Genomic DNA, 15233 nt, shown 5'->3' on the forward strand with positions numbered 1-15233 from the left:
GTTCCTTCATCCTTTTACTACTGACTTGAAGCAGGAGTGACAGGTGTATGATTCACCTTTTCAGCCTGCCAATAATATTCAGCGAATACTTCAGCGAAAGCCTGTGCAGATCGTTCCAATTCCTCGAATGTATTATCGACTCCACCAAACTCCAGTAACATGGCATTGCTTGAAAGATCCTGGTTGAACTTCCCGTTGGTCCCGCTTCCCTTCTTCGCAATCACTCCACGTGAAATCCCTTTATAGTTCGCTTCCAATAATTTATGAAGCTCTGTTGCCACCTTTAAATTCTGCTCGTAATTCGGATGCTCTTCCCCAACGACAAATGCAAGCTTAGCATAAGATTTTCCTTTGATCGTTCCCGTCGTGACAGCCCTTCTTTGAGAATCACGATGGATATCAACGAGATACAGCAAGTCTTTATTACTTGTCATGGCAGCCTGCACTAAAGGTCTCGACTCCTGGTAAGCAGCCCAATAATCCAATCCTTTTTTGTTTAAGGTCTGAATCACGTCGGTTTTATCTATGCTCGTTCCGATACCCTGGTCCTCTAAGTTCCTCTTCACCATGTCCCCCACCTTGGTGACATTGACTTCTGAGTGCATGGCTGAATCGGGATTGGTCACACCATCCAAATAAGGGAGATAGGATTCTCGGGTATGAGTGAAATAAAGATGAACGGTTTTTTTATTCCCTGTGGATAATGGAGGTGCCACATCCCCACTCTTTTGATCCGGGTCTTTAAGATTCTCAACATTCTTGAGTGGTGCCTCATTCCCTGCTTCGAGTGCTTCAGGAGGCGGGACCGACTCAATCGGCATATTCGTAAAATCCGTTCCTTCCCCTGCCACAAGGATATCCCCGTCAAAAATCGAGAATCCCGGAAGCTCTCTCCCCAGGAAACTTCGGGGATCTTCTAAGCTCACATTGGTAGCCACCTGAAAAAGGAGGGATGACACATTCGGTAAAGCCTGCTCTTCTTCAGTTAAAATTTGATTAAAAGACCGGTTTTCTAATGCCAAGATCTTATATAATGCATCACCCTTCACATTGGAAGCCGCTTGATTCAATGAATTCGATGTAATTCTATACTCAGGGTTCAAGGAAGTGAGGATGCCCGTTATCGAAAAAATCGAGAGCAATCCTACAACGAAGATCAACATCCCTTTCAGTATCGTTGACATATTAATCGCTACTACATAATTAGGCGCTTTATACGACCTCATTCTCCCACCCTTTCCTTTAATCTACTCTAGTACAACGTATGTCATTACTAGAGATAGTAGAACTATATTTAGTAGTCATTATGAGGTTATTGGTGGAAAGTTAAACGGGGGAATCTATTATTTTTAGTGGATCAGAAGTAGATGGGGGTTGGGAATTGAAAGCTGGAGTGAAATTAGATGGGTAGGAAATTTCTTTTTAAAGTGATAATCACGATTTTTGAGGCGGGGGAATAACCCCTTTTACGTAAAAATCTAATATTTTCGGTTTCAGAGGTAAAATAAGCTCCAATTTTTACAGAAAAATGCTTTCCTCTTTTTGGATATCAGCGAATTTTTCATTTTATCAGCGAAATACTGATTTTATCAGCGAAATCGTCACTTTTATCAGCGAAATTTCAAATATATCAGCGAAACGATCATTTCTTCTAAACTTTAGAGCACACTGATTCCCGAACCGGGAGATTCGAGAGCTGACAAATTCCCTCAAGACCCGATCACTCTATTCCCAATTCATCAAAGAACGCCTCAAGGGTCAATACCTACCCCTAAGGCGCTGCTTTCATCTGCAATCTATCTCGTCTGATATCCCGTATTCTCCTGGTCAACCGCATCATGCAGTGCAGCATTCAAGCCGCTTGCGATAAGGTTGGCCATATCTTCCATGAACACGTCGACTTCTTTAGGTGTGACCATCAGATTATGCCCGATGGGAGCCAATACTTCATGAATCAATTTTCGTTTTTCATGATCCTCGAGTGTACCTACAATCCCCATGTAGGCTTGACGGTGTTGTTCTTCCGGAAGATCTTCTTCTGTTAATTTCCTTCTCTCACCGAAGCTCAACCCTGCCGGGGCAAGGGATCTGGATGGACGGTCCCCTTCTCTCATTTCCTTTCCAAAATGCTTTAAAAGAAAATCAACTGTATCGCTTACGATTGTGACAGCATCAAGTACGGTCGGAACACCGATGGCAATAACCGGAACCCCTAACGTTTCCTGATCCAATCCTTTTCGCTTGTTCCCTACTCCTGACCCAGGATGGATGCCTGTATCCGAGATCTGGATGGTTGAATTGACACGCTCAATGGAACGGGATGCCAGGGCATCGATGGCGATGATGAAGTCTGGTTTGGATTTCTCCACTACTCCGAAAATGATATCGCTCGTTTCAATACCCGTGAGCCCCATCACACCAGGTACGAGGGCACTGACCGGCCGATAGCCCTCCTCCACAGATTCCGGCTGCAGTTCAAATAGATGTCTCGTCACAATGATGTCTTCACAGACGCGGGGTCCTAATGAATCGGGGGTTACATTCCAGTTACCGAGACCAACGATTAAGCAGCTTGCATTTTTACTGATTTTTTTATTAATCAAAAATTGATTAAATTCGTTCGCAAAAACTTTTTCAACTCTTTGTTGCAGTTCTGCATCTTCCTGGCGAATTCCATGAGCCTCGATGGTTAAGTAATTACCAGGTTTTTTACCGATTTTCTCTTCTCCTTCTGGTGTAACGGTGACAAGGGAAACTTTTATCCCATCCTCTTCTTTCTCTTTAATCATGACTCCTTGAATGGATGAAGTATCTTCCGCTTTATCAGTGACGACCATTTCTCTTGCTTCAACGGCAAGATCGGTACGAATGGAATATTTACTGTAATCGATTTCTTCTTTTTTCATTTCGACTCTACCTCCAGGCTTGGGATGATATCTACTATTTTTTTATGTTTACCTTTTTCGTATGGGTTCATTCACTCGTTTAATTTCACTACATAGTATTGCAATATCACTGTTCGTTTGATAAAATATCATTTGTTCTTATTGTTTAGGAATTTAAATCGAGTCACATAGAATCTCGATCCTTTTATAGGAGGTGACAGGAATGCCAAATATCAAATCAGCTATCAAGCGTGTAAAAACTAGCAACGAGCGTAACGCTCAAAACGCTGCCGTGAAATCTACAATGCGTACTGCTATCAAGAAAGCAGAAGCTGCAGCTGCAAACAGCGCAGATAACGCTAAAGAATTAGCAACAGAAGCGGTTCGTCAATTAGACAAAGCAGCTCAAAAAGGTCTTATCCACAAAAACGCTGCGGATCGTCAAAAGTCTCGCCTTATGAAAAAAGCGAACTAATTGAAAAAAAACCACCTCGCCCATGGCCAGGTGGTTTTTCTTTTGCTTATTATTCACTGATCACATAAAGCTCTGATCATGAAGTTTAAAAAGAAACATTTCAATCATTAATTCCTTTTTGATTCTCCCTGTTTTGATTTCATAATCTCCTTGAGATAGCAATTCGATGATATGGGCGAGTTGTTTATCGTTGAAGTGCTTTGCCTGTCCTGCTGCAAGTTTCACTCTGAAAGGGTGTACTTTTAGGTAGGAAGCAATTTTTTGCTGCCCGTAACCTCTTCGTGATAGTTCCTTCGTTCCATATATCAATCTGAACTGCCCTGCCAGGATCGATAGAATCTTCAACGGTTCTTCGTTTTGTTTGAGAAGGTCATAATAAATTCTCAATGCCTCATCGATTCTTCTGTGAACGACCTTGTCCACTAATGTGAAAATATTTTGTTCCAGGGACCGGGCTGTTAATCGTTCCACCACTTCTACGTCGATTCTGTTTGTATCGCTTGCATATAAAGAAAGTTTGTCCAGCTCCTGTGTGAGCATCATTAAATTTGTTCCAGCGAGGGTCAGTAATAGTTCAATCGCATCTTCATCTATCTGAACACTATTAGAGGCAGCACGTTCTCTTACCCAGGACTTTAATTCATGCTCGTTCAGCTTTTTGGCCTCTACCACTTCTGCCAGTTTCTTCAAGGACTTTGTGATTTTCTTACGCTCGTCCAGTTTTTCGTAATTGGCTGTAATGACCAAAATCGTATAGGGAGCAGGAGATTGTATGTATTGTTCCAGTCTTTTAATATTGTGCTCTACCTTCTCTTTTGTTTTTTCTGCTGTCAAAAAAACAGGGTTTTGTAGGATGACGACCCTTCTCTCCCCCATAAATGGAAAGGTTTCTGCATCTTCTATCGCCACTTCCACAGGGGTTTCCTCCAGATCATAACTGGAAAAATTAAAATCCATTTCTTCTTCTGAAAGGGCACTTGAAACAATTCTTTGTTTCGTTTCATTAATAATAAATGACTCATTTCCGTAAACTAAATACATAGCTCCAAATTGAGATTTCTCTATTTTTTTCCATATATCAATAACCAAGTCAGCACTCTCCATTAAGTCTTTTCTCTACTCTATGGTAAAAAAGCTTTTTGGTTTTGGCAAGTGGTAAAGGGGACATCCGTCATATGGGACACCCCCTATATCTATATTAACGTTAACGGAGAAGACCTAGGAACCATCTCCGTCAAGCGGTATTTCCTTTGTATTGATTAGTGTCACCTGAGCTCGGGAAACTTATAGGTGACAACTCTTGTCAGTAAAGGAAAAAGTAAAGGGAAGTATAGATTTTTCATTAGCGATGTTCTATACTAGAATAGAAATAGGAGGGGTAGTTGTGAACCAATTTGAAAAGAATGTACAATCAAAAAGAAATGATGCAGTAGATTCAGGCGTTGGATTTATTGTTTCTTTTGGATTCTTTGCGACAATGTTCGTTATTGCAACTGTTATTAAGTTAATCGGCTCTTAATGAATATAGGAGGCAGACCTTACAGAATCCGGTTTCTTCAACTTCCATATATGGTACTGGTGTATCATACAGATGGCTTGAAGGTGCCTGACTCCTTGTGATAGGTCTGCCCCTTTTTCATTAGCGCTTAATTTGTTTTGTCATACATCCTATGGCAGGTGGGCTGAAAACGTTCCTTTTTTATCCCAAAAACGATAGGTGATCGCCCCATTTTCTCCCGTGCTATATATAGTTATTCCTCTTATCTCCAATCGTTCCACTACCTCAGGATGAGGATGCCCAAAGCGATTGGTTTCACCCGCAGAGATCACCGCCACAGACGGATTCGTCTCAACGAGGAACTCTTCGGTTGTACTCGTATTACTCCCATGGTGACCTACTTTCAACACATCAATAGGCAGATCGAAGTTTCTGATGAACTCTTTTTCCCCTTGCTCTTCTAAATCTCCAGTAAATAACCATTTCAATGAACCGATTTCTCCATATAATACAATGGAATCATTATTTCCTTCATACTCTTCATCCTGCGGGGAAACAATATGCAATCCATCATTATCACCTGCCCATCTGTATGGATAATGTGCTTCTTTAACAGGAACTTTCTTTTTTCTGGCGATTTTCATGATTTTCCTCATTTCGCCTTTCTCTTCACTGTTAGGGCTGATCAAGACTTCCTTCACTTTCATTTCCTCAAGAACCGCCTCTGATCCGCCAATATGATCGAGATCCCCGTGTGTTAAGATCAGGGCGTCAATGGACGTGACCCCTTTACTTTTCAAAAAAGGAACGACGATGTCTTCCCCTACAGAAAAACGATTCTTCCTCTCTTCCCATTCTTCTTTCGGAAACTGCACTTCCCCACCTGTATCGATAAGATAGGTCCCCCGATTGTACGGCAGCATGATCAGTGTAGCATCACCCTGCCCAACATCCAGGAATACAACCTCTCCATAAGGATTATAAGTGTTGATTAGCATGTGAATGGATGCCCAGAAAATCAAGAGCAGCATGGAAAGTATGTACTTTTTCTTTTCAAACCAAACAAACACAACATAAATAGCGATGAGGTAACCAATCAAGAATAGAAATGGAGGCTTTCCCATCACAATTGTACTGAATGGAAAAGAAGCGATAATGGTAGATACCCACTGTATTCCATCCATAAGATATTTATGGAGCAGGATCAACCATTCAACTGACAGAATATAGACGAGGATGGTCAAGGGAAGAACAATGACTGAGAATAGGGGTACATAAAGAAGATTCGTAAAAAAGCCTATCAAAGAAAATTCATAAAAATGATAGATGATGATGGGTAACGAAGACAGTTGGGCAACAAGTGTTACTTTCACCAATTGTGAAATGGATGAGGAAGTATTTAGAATAATGCTTGAAGATACTACAAGAGAAAAACTCACCATAAATGACAGCTGAAATCCAACATTGAATACATAATATGGGTCATATAAAACTAACATCACAAATACAATGGACAAACTCTCGATTGTACTTAACTTATTTGCCACTTTCCTACTGAGCAGAATCACGATCAGCATGGAAGATGCCCTCGTAACGGAAGGAGATGCGCCCGTCAGTACGATATAACATAGAAGAAAAACAATACATATCCATGTCACCGATTCTTTTGTGACACCGATCCTCAATAGGCAGTAGTAAAGAATCGCAAAGATCAGCCCAACGTGCAGGCCTGAAATTGCCAATAAATGAACGACACCCAGCTCTCTGAACGCCTTCATTGTGTCTTCTGCGATCATCCCTGTTTCTCCAAACAGTAACGCTTGGGTCACTCCTACTGTTGAAGATGGGAAATCCCTCTCTATTTTTTTCAATCCATCAAACCTTAGATGTAAGAGGGCGTGTTTCCATTTGCTTTCATCCACGCATCCCCCGAATGCTTGTACGTCAAGTATCCAATAAACTCCTCGATGAGCCAAATAATTTTTATAATGAAACAAGTTTGGATTTTTATTCGGTTTGGGTTCTGTAAGCTCCCCCTTCACTTCACACAGAAAACCAGGTTTCATATGTTGGAATTTTCGTTTTTCTTTCTCTGAAGAGAAATAATAGCGCATGAGGACCTTCTCATTCTTTATTTGAGCGAGGGAAACAAAGGAATCCCCATCGATGGATGGAATGTCATTGATCACAATTTGTAAGTCGACCGGTTCAGGTTCTGATGACAGGACGGTTTTCTGTCTCTTTTCCTGAATAGTGCTGTTGAGAAAGGAAATAAAGAGAAATAGGAGGCACAGAAATAGGATGGTGGTGGTCTTTTTTCTGAGGAAAAGGGATAGAAGGAGCAGAGCAAGAACGACTGCACCCCAATGAAATTGAAGTGCAAGTAGCGTCCCCGAAAGTACTGAAAATGCCAGGTAAAGGAAAATCCCCCTATTCATTGAATAGTTTTATGTATTCTTGTTCATAGTAAGCAAGCTTCTCGGCTTCAGCACCTTGATTTCTCAAGTCATCGATTAATTGAAGCATCATGGAGGCTTTTTCATTGTGTTTTACGTCGATGCTGCTCTCTTGAAAGGGTACTTTCTCTACATGGACGTTTGCCTTTTGGAATAGTTCGATGGCATAAGGATGATTTTTATAATCTTTTGCATAATAAACCGTTTTGATTCCTGCCTGGATAAGAGCCTTACAGCATTGAAGACAGGGGAAGTGAGTAACATAAATATCCGCATTTTCCGTTCCGACCCCGAACTTTGAACATTGCAGCAGGGCATTCATTTCGGCATGAATGGTCCTCACACAGTGATTGTCAATCACATAGCACCCCTCATCTATACAATGATCCCCTCCTGCAATGGAGCCGTTATAGCCTCCTGCAATGATTCGTTTTTCACGAACGATGGTTGCCCCAACCGCCAGTCTTGTACACGTACTGCGCAGGGCAAGGAGCTGACTTTGGGCCATAAAATATTGATGCCAAGCGATTCTTTCCATCACCATTCCCCCTTCTATATTTTTAGGTGAATTTTCATTTGCTTGTTTAAGTGTATAAAGACTTCCTATGTTTCGTCAATTCATTGGACATAAATATATTCTTTTAATTTCTCAAACGTTTTTTCTCCGACTCCAGAGATGTTTTGAATCTCTTCTATAGTCTCAAACGGACCATGTTCTTCGCGATATTGGATAAAGGTTGAAGCTTTCGCAGGGCCGATTCCTGGCAGTGTTTCGAATTCCTGTTGAGTGGCTGTATTAATGTTGATACGATCCTTTCCCGGATCGTTCCCAGGCATTGGAGAAGCCAACAGGGGCGGTTCTATTTCCCCGATTTTAGGGACATAAATCATCATTTCGTCTGATACCTTTACCGCTAAATTGATCACTTTTTTATCTGCTTCTGCGGTGAAACCACCGGCTCGATCGATCACAAACTTCAACCTGTCACCCTGCCTGACCTCATATAATCCAGGTTTCACAACCTCTCCCTTTACGTCTACAAATACTTTTTCGACAATTTTCAATTCTTCAGGCTCCGTTTCTTTTTTTACGGGAGCGGCAGTAAAAGAAGCCTCTTTCACAGGAGGGGCGGTTGCATTCTTTAATATATATGCAATCAGGACAATGGCACAAATCGCAAGAATCACAAGAACCGTTCTATATTTTTCAATTAAGGATTGCACGGGAAATCACCTCTGGTGGAATATTCGTTGAAAGGGATTCATAAGTTTTAGGAGAGAGTGTGATAGAAGGAGGGCTGCACATGAAAGTGGGTATCATTGGAACGGGGAACATGGGGAAAATCATTATTGAAGCTCTCATTGAATCAAAGGCGATTTCTCCTTCACATCTTCATATTACGAATCGTTCATTAAAAAAAGCAGAAGGTATAAAAGAAAAATGGAATAAAGTGAATGTAAGCCATTCAAATGAAGAAGTGATCAAGTCAGCTGACTTAATCTTCATTTGTGTGAAACCTCATGATGTGTATGATGTGATTCAGGAGAATAAAAAAAGCTTCACCAGGGATAAATGCGTTGTTTCAATAACCAGTCCGGTAAGCGTGGAACAATTAGAATCGATCTTGACCAGTTCCTGTGCCCGATTCATTCCTAGCATTACGAATCGTGCATTAAGCGGAGTGTCACTTTTAACTTATGGAAGTCATTGTTCAGATAAATGGAGGCAGGATTTAATGACACTGGTTGAACATATCTCCACACCGGTAGTCATTGATGAAAATGTGACGCGAGTGGCTTCTGACATTGTGAGCTGTGGACCTGCTTTTTTCAGTTATGTTACGCAAAGGTTTATTAACGCTGCTGCAGAAGTAACAGAAATAGACAGGGAAACAGCTACTGTTTTGGCATCTGAAATGCTTGTTGGTCTTGGGGACTTATTGAAGAAAAATATTTATACATTACCGACACTTCAAGAAAAAGTCTGTGTAAAAGGCGGAGTGACTGGAATAGGGATTTCCGTAATGGAAAGAGAACTGGGAGATGTTTTCGAGAAATTATTTGAAGCCACACAGGAAAAGTTCGTGGATGACATTGAAGGAACGAAGTCACAATTTGGAGTCTAGACAGGCTCCTTTTTTATATTTCGACACAAATTGATATTTTCCTTCTTTTTTAAAAAATCTTTTTCATAAAAAAGCCGGATCAATCTCTTTTCAAGAGACGATCCGGCTTTTATCATTTCTTCTTACACGTAAAGAAAATTCTTTCGCTATGGTCTGTAGGGGCTTCCTGTGTGAAGTCTGCGGAGACGTTCAACACTTCGAAACCTGCATCCTCCAACCATTCTTTCATGGTCAGGATGGGGTATGTGCGCTGTTTATGCAGCTCTTCTACTCTTTCGTACTGATTCGTTTCCTCATCTTTCACGAAAAAGGTCAGTTCATGCTCTACACTATTGGGAACTTCTCCAGGGAAGCAATCCCAAATGTATGAGACGTGGTCATCCGAAAGGGTAAATGTCTGGTTAATAAATATTTGCGTCATTTTATAAATGGAATGCACATCAAATAGGAATAAGCCATCATGCTTAAGATGAGCATATACACTTTTAAACGTATTTTTCACATCTTTTTCGTCTTCCAGGTAATTCAGGGAATCACAAAAAATCGTAATAAGATCGTATTCACCAAGGGAATCAAGCTTTGACATATCCTGTTGAAACAGATTTATCTTTACGTTCATTTCAAAAGCCTTTTCCTGAGCTACCATAAGCATATCCTGAGAGAGATCGACACCTGTCACATCGTAGCCGTCCCGGACAAGGCGCAGTGATAATTCCCCGGTGCCACAAGCGATGTCAAGGACTTTTCCCCCTTGGATTGAATAAGCTTTAGCTTGCTTATTGACAAACTCCAACCAGCCGTCGTATGGGACGTCCTGCATTAAATAATCGTACACATAAGCAAAACGTTCATAACTCATTTAGTGACTCTCACCTTGTCCAACTTCGACGAAGGATGCATCTCCCCATAAACGCTCTAGATTATAGTAGCCTCTTTCCTCTTTATGGAACACGTGAGCGACGACATCACCTAAGTCGACTAAGATCCAGCGTGCTTGATCAAAGCCTTCCAACCGTTTGACTGTATAGCCGTTTTCTTCTGCTCTGTCCTTTAATTCCCGTGCAATGGCCTGCACCTGTTTGTCTGAGTTACCGTGACAGATCAAAAAATAATCCGCAATTAAAGAAACACCTTTCATATCTAATACAACAATATCTTCAGCACGTTTATCATCAGCGGCATTAAACGCTAATTCTACTAAATTTTGTTCCATTCCTTCATCTCCTCTTGTTTAAAATTAATCCGTTATAAAAGCGAAATGTATCTGGGTAGATCGCTTGATTTTTTTTCATAAGAAACGTCATTGTATTTTGAAGTGCCTTCAACAACCCTTGGTCCAATGACTCTTTTGCGAGTTCCCTGACTTCTTCCACCCCGGGAAATTGTCGATTCGGTTCGATATAATCAGCTAAATAGATCACTTTGTCCAGCTTGGTCATCTCTTCTTTACCCGAAGTATGGTATCGGATGGCATTTAATATATCTTCATCCTGTATACCCACTTCACGCTCAACAAGAAACGCTCCTACCGGTGCATGCCAAAGCTCGCTATTGTACAGTAAAAGATCCTGATCCAGCTTCTCTTCTACAATGATCGTTTGCATTTCCTCTTTATCCCGGAACTTCGCATAGTCATGGAAAATCGCCGCTATTTCTGCCTTTTTCTCATCGGCTCCATATCGCTTTGCAAGCTCTATGCTTGTTTCCATGACTCCACAAGTGTGTATATAACGATGTTCCGTTAAATGTTCTTTCACGATTTCCAAGGCTTTTTCCCTATTCATACAATTTCTCCTCCTTTATGAATCGATACACATCGTCGGGGACTAAGTAGCGTACCGATCGCCCCAGTTTCACTGTGTTGCGAATGTAGGAAGAAGAAATATCAATGGCCGGTACTTCCACCAATTGAACATTAAACGAAGTATCATGTGAATAGGAAGGACGATTAACACCAATGAACCTGACCATTTCCTGAAGTTCCTCTATCCGGTACCACTTCGGGAGATATTCGATCATATCCCCGCCTATTATAAATGAAAACTCGGTCTCCTTTTCCCTCTCGGTTAACAGCTTAATGGTGTCGTAAGTGTATGAGGCACCCTCTCTTTCAAGTTCAATCCGTTCGATGGAAAAGTGAGGGTTGCTCTTAATCACTTTTTGAAGCATGAAGAGACGCTGTTCTACTGATACACTTTCATCCGCCTGTTTATGAGGAGGAACGTGATTCGGTAGAAATCGTATTTCATCCAAATTCGCCTTCTCTAAAACTTGTTCCGCAATAACCAAATGGCCCATATGAGGAGGATTGAATGTCCCTCCAAGGAGTCCAACCTTTTTCATCATTCTATCAATCCTTATCGTGGGAGGATTAATTGCTTGTTTTCTTTCGATTCCTTGTATAGAACAATTGTATTTCCAATGATTTGGACGATTTCCGCCCCTACACCTTTGGATAACTCGTCAGCAACCTCGGACTTATCCATATCACAGTTTTGAAGAATGCTGATTTTCATCAATTCTCTTACTTCAATCGCTTCTCCGATTGTTTTGATCATATTCTCATTGACTCCGCCTTTTCCTACTTGAAAAACCGGATTTAAATGATGTGCTTCTGAACGTAAATATCTTTTTTGTTTACCTGTTAACATGTTGACCTCCTAGTTGTTGTAAAACGGTGTTTTTCATAATCGAATATGGTGGAAAGATTCCCGTCCATTTTTCAAATGAAAGGGCTCCCTGGTACACAAACATATCAAGACCATTTTGAGTACGGGCACCTTTCTGATTCGCTTGTTTCAACAATGCTGTTTCCAAAGGATTATAGATAATGTCACTGACGATGCATCCCTCTTTTAACTCTTTGATCGTTAATGGACTGTCTTCAATATGAGGAAACATTCCTATAGATGTTGTTTGGATGATCACATCATATTGGTCCAATGAGTTTTCAGCAGCCTCTAAAGATATGAACCCTGAGTTCAAATCGAAAGGGCACGCTTCGATCATCTTTTCAGCTCTCAGTGGCGTCCGGTTGGTCACATCGATTCTCTTCACCCCTAGAGAAGCAAGGGAATAATAAATGGCTTTTGCAGCACCACCGGCACCGATAATCAGCATCGATTTATCTTCAAGTTGTTCATCCGCTATATTTTTCAAGCCTTCCACAAACCCAAGACCGTCTGTATTATAACCGATCAGCTTGCCATTTTCATTGACAATCGTATTCACTGCCCCGATTGCCTCTGCCAATGGATCGATTTCTTCTAAAAGAGGCATGACATTTTCCTTATGGGGAACTGTCACATTCACTCCTTGAATTCCCAACGCCTTTATTCCATCAATGGCTTGGGAAAGCTGCTCTTTTCTCACGTGAAATTTCACATAAGCAGAATCCATTCCACATTCTTGAAACGCAGCATTATGCATCTCGGGAGACATAGAATGGGCAATTGGATCTCCTATAACACCATATAGAGCCACAGAATCCCTCCTAGATTAATGATTTTCTCAAGAAAACACTAACGCCTTTAGGAACATGGGCAGCAATGGTAGCCCCTCTGTCATTCACTGTAATCCATCCTAAACCTGAGAAGACGATATCCGTTTTTGCTTCTTTAATTCTGAACTCATGCCTCACAAGTGGAGGGAATGTGTCCATATCATCTTTTCTTGGCGGCTGCAACATTTCTCCTGCATGATTCTTATAGAGCTCATCGGCTTTCTCAATCTTTGTGCGATGAATGGATAGCTCATTTGAGAAATAACAGGTAAATGCCTGACGCTCACCAGCCATGAAGTCAAATCGTGCCAATCCCCCGAAGAAAAGGGTTTGTTCTGGATTTAACTGGAAGGTTCTCGGCTTAATCTCTTTCTTAGGAGTAATGATTTTCAGATCCTGTTTATCAACAAAATGGGCCATCTGATGGTGATTAATAATTCCCGGCGTGTCTATGAGTGACTCTTCGTTATCAAGTGGAATTTGAATCATATCGAGAGTGGTGCCAGGGAAGTGAGAAGTCGTAATGACATCTTGTTCACCTGATACATGCTTGATAATACGGTTTATAAACGTTGATTTCCCTACGTTTGTACACCCTACTACATACACGTCTTTTCCATTTCGATAATGTTCAATCGCTTCGATTGCATCAGTAATTCCCTGACCTTTCGCAGCACTCACTAACTGAACATCAATAGGCTTTAACCCTAATTGACTTGCTTCATGTTTCATCCAATGAATCAGCTTGGTGGGTTTTACAGACTTGGGAAGCAGATCCACTTTGTTACCAATGAGCAGAATCGGGTTAGATCCTACGAAACGATGCAATCCAGGCAGCCAGCTCCCATTGAAATCAAATATATCGACAATCTTGACAATCAACCCTTCTGAATTACCAAGTTCATTTAATATTTTCAAGAAGTCATCATCCGTTAAGGGGACATCCTGGACTTCATTATAATGTTTTAATCTAAAGCAACGTTGACAAATGATCTCTTCTTTCTGAAGAGAAGAAGGTGGTGCATACCCCATTCCTTCCTTATTCTCCGTCTGGATTTCAACGCCACATCCTATACATACAACTTGACTCACTTTTTATCCTCCCACTCAAGCATGCCTTTACGCTTGAAAAACTTCATTATTCTTCGTTCTACACGGCGATTGAACTTTGTGATGAACCCATCTGATTGTGCCACGGGAACAACCAGTATCGTATGGAAGCCGTTTCGATTCCCGCCTAAAACATCCGTCAACAGCTGGTCTCCAATGACTACCGACTCTTCCTTCTTCACACCCATTTCCTGAATCGCCCTTTTGAAAGCACGTCCCATTGGCTTACGTGCCTGGAATATAAACGGAACGCCCAAAGGCTCTGCAAATGCTCCCACCCGGTTTTTGTTATTATTGGACACAATGGTCACAAGGATTCCATGCTCCTGCATTTCTTTAAACCACTGGATTAACTTAGGGGTGGCATTGGGACGATCCCATTCCACTAACGTATTATCTAAATCTGTAATGATCGCTTTAATTCCTTTTTCTTTTAAATACTCCGGTCTGATACTGAAAATATCTTGAACCTGTTCATCGGGTAAAAATTGCTTTATCACTTGCAGCACCTCAAATTTCATAATCATTTATATACTTTAATGTTTACTTTTCTTCTTTGTCGTATAGCTCAAACGTCCATTGTTTCTGCGGATATCGATTCTCTCTATAGTACCTTTTAACGTATAACAGATTAATGATAACCAATTTTTCCTGCAGATTCAAAATAAATCACATATATTCCTGGAATTCCATAAATATTCCCAAGGAGAATAAATATTTTTCGACAAATTTCCAGATGCTTTCATGGTTGTGGATAACCTTATTCACATTATACAAGACATAAACATCGCTTATTTACCAGTTATATACAAGTTAGTCACAACTTATCCACCGTGAACTGTGGATAACGGAACGCTTGTTCTGAAAAAACAAATTTGGTAAAGTTTAATTACTACTTAAAAACGTACTAACATTATGTTTCGAAATACAAAAAAGTTGATGGTTATTGGAGGTGGCATTAATGAGGAAATTATCGGACGAACTGTTGATTGATTCATATTTCAAAGCGTTGGAGTTGAAACTCAATACAGAATTCATTCGCCTCATCGAAATGGAAATTCACCGTCGATCTCTTACTAATAAAATAAAAGCTTCATCGTAGAATACTAACATGAAATGGGACGGATTTGTTTAAAATCCGTCCTCTTTTTTATATAAGGATGTTTTCGTAACGATGTGAC

The 15233-nt window shown here is 40.8% G+C and carries 18 protein-coding genes; 4 read left to right on the forward strand and 14 right to left on the reverse strand.

All coding sequences use genetic code 11. From position 1 onward, the window contains the following. Positions 1–17: 17 nt before the first annotated feature. Positions 18–1226 (reverse strand): stage II sporulation protein P, encoded by a 1209-nt coding sequence (spoIIP, locus tag FZC88_RS17080; RefSeq protein ID WP_148995762.1) that lies wholly within the window; start codon positions 1224–1226, stop codon positions 18–20. Between the two features lie 570 nt (positions 1227–1796). Further along, positions 1797–2906 carry a GPR endopeptidase gene (gpr, locus tag FZC88_RS17085; protein WP_148995763.1) on the reverse strand — a complete coding sequence of 370 codons (1110 nt, stop codon included), beginning with the start codon at positions 2904–2906 and terminating at the stop codon, positions 1797–1799. 202 nt (positions 2907–3108) lie between these two features. Here gpr and rpsT point away from each other — a divergent pair, with 202 nt between their 5' ends. Next, positions 3109–3360 (forward strand): 30S ribosomal protein S20, encoded by a 252-nt coding sequence (gene rpsT, locus FZC88_RS17090; protein WP_044339591.1) that lies wholly within the window; start codon positions 3109–3111, stop codon positions 3358–3360. 60 nt (positions 3361–3420) lie between these two features. Here rpsT and holA read toward each other — a convergent pair whose 3' ends face one another. Then, positions 3421–4449, reverse strand: coding sequence for a DNA polymerase III subunit delta (gene holA / locus FZC88_RS17095; RefSeq protein ID WP_148995764.1), 1029 nt, complete (start codon positions 4447–4449; stop codon positions 3421–3423). 295 nt (positions 4450–4744) lie between these two features. On the opposite strand from holA, the gene FZC88_RS17100 reads away from it, so the two are divergent. Then, positions 4745–4879 carry a YqzM family protein gene (locus tag FZC88_RS17100; protein WP_044339687.1) on the forward strand — a complete coding sequence of 45 codons (135 nt, stop codon included), beginning with the start codon at positions 4745–4747 and terminating at the stop codon, positions 4877–4879. Between the two features lie 149 nt (positions 4880–5028). Here the strand turns inward: FZC88_RS17100 and FZC88_RS17105 are convergent, their stop codons facing one another. From FZC88_RS17105 to FZC88_RS17115, 3 genes are all read right to left on the reverse strand, one after another. Next, complete coding sequence (locus tag FZC88_RS17105) at positions 5029–7296, reverse strand: DNA internalization-related competence protein ComEC/Rec2 (protein ID WP_148995765.1); 2268 nt, start codon at positions 7294–7296, stop codon at positions 5029–5031. Further along, positions 7289–7852 carry a ComE operon protein 2 gene (locus FZC88_RS17110; RefSeq protein ID WP_148969742.1) on the reverse strand — a complete coding sequence of 188 codons (564 nt, stop codon included), beginning with the start codon at positions 7850–7852 and terminating at the stop codon, positions 7289–7291. Before FZC88_RS17110 ends, FZC88_RS17105 begins: the two co-directional genes overlap by 8 nt. Before the next feature lie 80 nt (positions 7853–7932). Then, on the reverse strand, positions 7933–8538 hold the full coding sequence (locus FZC88_RS17115; RefSeq protein ID WP_148995766.1) for a helix-hairpin-helix domain-containing protein: 606 nt from the start codon (positions 8536–8538) through the stop codon (positions 7933–7935). A gap of 80 nt (positions 8539–8618) precedes the next feature. On the opposite strand from FZC88_RS17115, the gene comER reads away from it, so the two are divergent. Continuing rightward, positions 8619–9440: a late competence protein ComER gene (gene comER, locus FZC88_RS17120; protein ID WP_148969744.1), complete on the forward strand. Its 822-nt coding sequence runs from the start codon at positions 8619–8621 to the stop codon at positions 9438–9440. Positions 9441–9552: 112 nt separating this feature from the next. Here comER and FZC88_RS17125 read toward each other — a convergent pair whose 3' ends face one another. The 8 genes from FZC88_RS17125 to FZC88_RS17160 are packed head-to-tail and all read right to left on the reverse strand — an operon-like array spanning position 9553 to position 14552. Then, positions 9553–10299, reverse strand: coding sequence for a class I SAM-dependent DNA methyltransferase (locus FZC88_RS17125; RefSeq protein WP_148995767.1), 747 nt, complete (start codon positions 10297–10299; stop codon positions 9553–9555). Next, positions 10300–10653 carry a ribosome silencing factor gene (gene rsfS, locus FZC88_RS17130; protein WP_044339584.1) on the reverse strand — a complete coding sequence of 118 codons (354 nt, stop codon included), beginning with the start codon at positions 10651–10653 and terminating at the stop codon, positions 10300–10302. Positions 10654–10657: 4 nt separating this feature from the next. Then, positions 10658–11224 (reverse strand): bis(5'-nucleosyl)-tetraphosphatase (symmetrical) YqeK, encoded by a 567-nt coding sequence (yqeK, locus tag FZC88_RS17135; protein ID WP_148995768.1) that lies wholly within the window; start codon positions 11222–11224, stop codon positions 10658–10660. Next, on the reverse strand, positions 11217–11783 hold the full coding sequence (locus tag FZC88_RS17140; protein WP_148995878.1) for a nicotinate-nucleotide adenylyltransferase: 567 nt from the start codon (positions 11781–11783) through the stop codon (positions 11217–11219). Before FZC88_RS17140 ends, yqeK begins: the two co-directional genes overlap by 8 nt. A 14-nt stretch (positions 11784–11797) precedes the next feature. Continuing rightward, positions 11798–12091: a ribosome assembly RNA-binding protein YhbY gene (gene yhbY, locus FZC88_RS17145; RefSeq protein ID WP_148969748.1), complete on the reverse strand. Its 294-nt coding sequence runs from the start codon at positions 12089–12091 to the stop codon at positions 11798–11800. Then, a complete protein-coding gene (gene aroE / locus FZC88_RS17150; protein WP_262371913.1) occupies positions 12078–12923 on the reverse strand; it encodes a shikimate dehydrogenase in 846 nt (281 codons plus the stop codon). The genes yhbY and aroE overlap by 14 nt, the downstream gene beginning before the upstream one ends. Before the next feature lie 10 nt (positions 12924–12933). Then, a complete protein-coding gene (gene yqeH / locus FZC88_RS17155) occupies positions 12934–14034 on the reverse strand; it encodes a ribosome biogenesis GTPase YqeH (protein WP_148995769.1) in 1101 nt (366 codons plus the stop codon). Beyond that, a complete protein-coding gene (locus FZC88_RS17160) occupies positions 14031–14552 on the reverse strand; it encodes a YqeG family HAD IIIA-type phosphatase (protein ID WP_397541197.1) in 522 nt (173 codons plus the stop codon). Before FZC88_RS17160 ends, yqeH begins: the two co-directional genes overlap by 4 nt. A 461-nt stretch (positions 14553–15013) precedes the next feature. Between FZC88_RS17160 and sda the strand changes: the two genes are divergently transcribed. After that, on the forward strand, positions 15014–15154 hold the full coding sequence (gene sda, locus FZC88_RS17165; RefSeq protein WP_113970654.1) for a sporulation histidine kinase inhibitor Sda: 141 nt from the start codon (positions 15014–15016) through the stop codon (positions 15152–15154). Positions 15155–15233 lie beyond the last annotated feature (79 nt).

This window comes from Rossellomorea aquimaris (assembly GCF_008180865.1).
Taxonomy (GTDB): domain Bacteria; phylum Bacillota; class Bacilli; order Bacillales; family Bacillaceae_B; genus Rossellomorea; species Rossellomorea yichunensis.

Bases quoted from the DNA above. Each gene is read 5' to 3' on its own strand.
- FZC88_RS17110 (WP_148969742.1), bottom strand. From the start codon at position 7,852: ATGGAAAGAATCGCTTGGCATCAATATTTTATGGCCCAAAGTCAGCTC.
- sda (WP_113970654.1), top strand. From the start codon at position 15,014: ATGAGGAAATTATCGGACGAACTGTTGATTGATTCATATTTCAAAGCG.
- spoIIP (WP_148995762.1), bottom strand. From the start codon at position 1,226: ATGAGGTCGTATAAAGCGCCTAATTATGTAGTAGCGATTAATATGTCA.
- gpr (WP_148995763.1), bottom strand. From the start codon at position 2,906: ATGAAAAAAGAAGAAATCGATTACAGTAAATATTCCATTCGTACCGAT.
- yqeK (WP_148995768.1), bottom strand. From the start codon at position 11,224: ATGAATAGGGAAAAAGCCTTGGAAATCGTGAAAGAACATTTAACGGAA.
- rsfS (WP_044339584.1), bottom strand. From the start codon at position 10,653: ATGGAACAAAATTTAGTAGAATTAGCGTTTAATGCCGCTGATGATAAA.
- FZC88_RS17140 (WP_148995878.1), bottom strand. From the start codon at position 11,783: ATGAAAAAGGTTGGACTCCTTGGAGGGACATTCAATCCTCCTCATATG.
- comER (WP_148969744.1), top strand. From the start codon at position 8,619: ATGAAAGTGGGTATCATTGGAACGGGGAACATGGGGAAAATCATTATT.
- yhbY (WP_148969748.1), bottom strand. From the start codon at position 12,091: ATGTTAACAGGTAAACAAAAAAGATATTTACGTTCAGAAGCACATCAT.
- rpsT (WP_044339591.1), top strand. From the start codon at position 3,109: ATGCCAAATATCAAATCAGCTATCAAGCGTGTAAAAACTAGCAACGAG.
- FZC88_RS17125 (WP_148995767.1), bottom strand. From the start codon at position 10,299: ATGAGTTATGAACGTTTTGCTTATGTGTACGATTATTTAATGCAGGAC.
- FZC88_RS17105 (WP_148995765.1), bottom strand. From the start codon at position 7,296: ATGAATAGGGGGATTTTCCTTTACCTGGCATTTTCAGTACTTTCGGGG.